Annotated in this window: 1 protein-coding gene; it reads left to right on the top strand. The window is 79.9% G+C overall.

The window, feature by feature from the left end:
* Window positions 1–508 (top strand): protease pro-enzyme activation domain-containing protein (locus R7226_RS31600; protein WP_318601541.1); only part of this gene is annotated, 508 nt, incomplete at both ends.

The following is a 508-nucleotide window of genomic DNA, read 5'->3' as shown; positions in this document are numbered from 1 at the left end:
GGCCGCCGCGCGCGTCGCCGTCGGCGCCGCGCCGAGCGCCGTCCCGGGTGTGCGCGCGCTCGGTGCCGCGCCGGCCGACGCGACCGTCGCGCTCGACGTCGTGCTCGCGCCGCGCGATCCGCGCGCGCTGTCGCAGTTCGTCGACGCCGTCTCGACGCCCGGCTCGCCGCACTACGGCGACTACCTCGCGACCGGTGAGTTCCGCGGCCGCTTCGGCCCGACCGATGCCGCGATCGCGGAGGTCCGCATGGCGCTGCGCGACGCCGGCCTGAACCCCGGCCCGACCTCGCGCAGCGGGCTCTCGATCCCCGTCACGACGACCGTCGCCGGCGCCGAGGCGGCGTTCGGCACCGCGATCGAGCGCTATCGCCGCGCCGACGGCGGCAGCGCGATCGCGGCGGCGAGCGCGCCGCGCGTGCCGGCCGAGATCGCGCCGCAGGTCGCGGCGATCGTCGGGCTCGACACGCGCACGCGGCCGCAGCCGCGCGCGCTCGGGCGCAACGTCGGG

Origin of the sequence: Conexibacter stalactiti, from assembly GCF_033542075.1 — a bacterium.
GTDB lineage: Bacteria > Actinomycetota > Thermoleophilia > Solirubrobacterales > Solirubrobacteraceae > Conexibacter > Conexibacter stalactiti.
The sequence above is the reverse complement of the archived record's forward strand: the minus strand, read 5'-3'. Positions and strand labels throughout refer to the sequence as shown.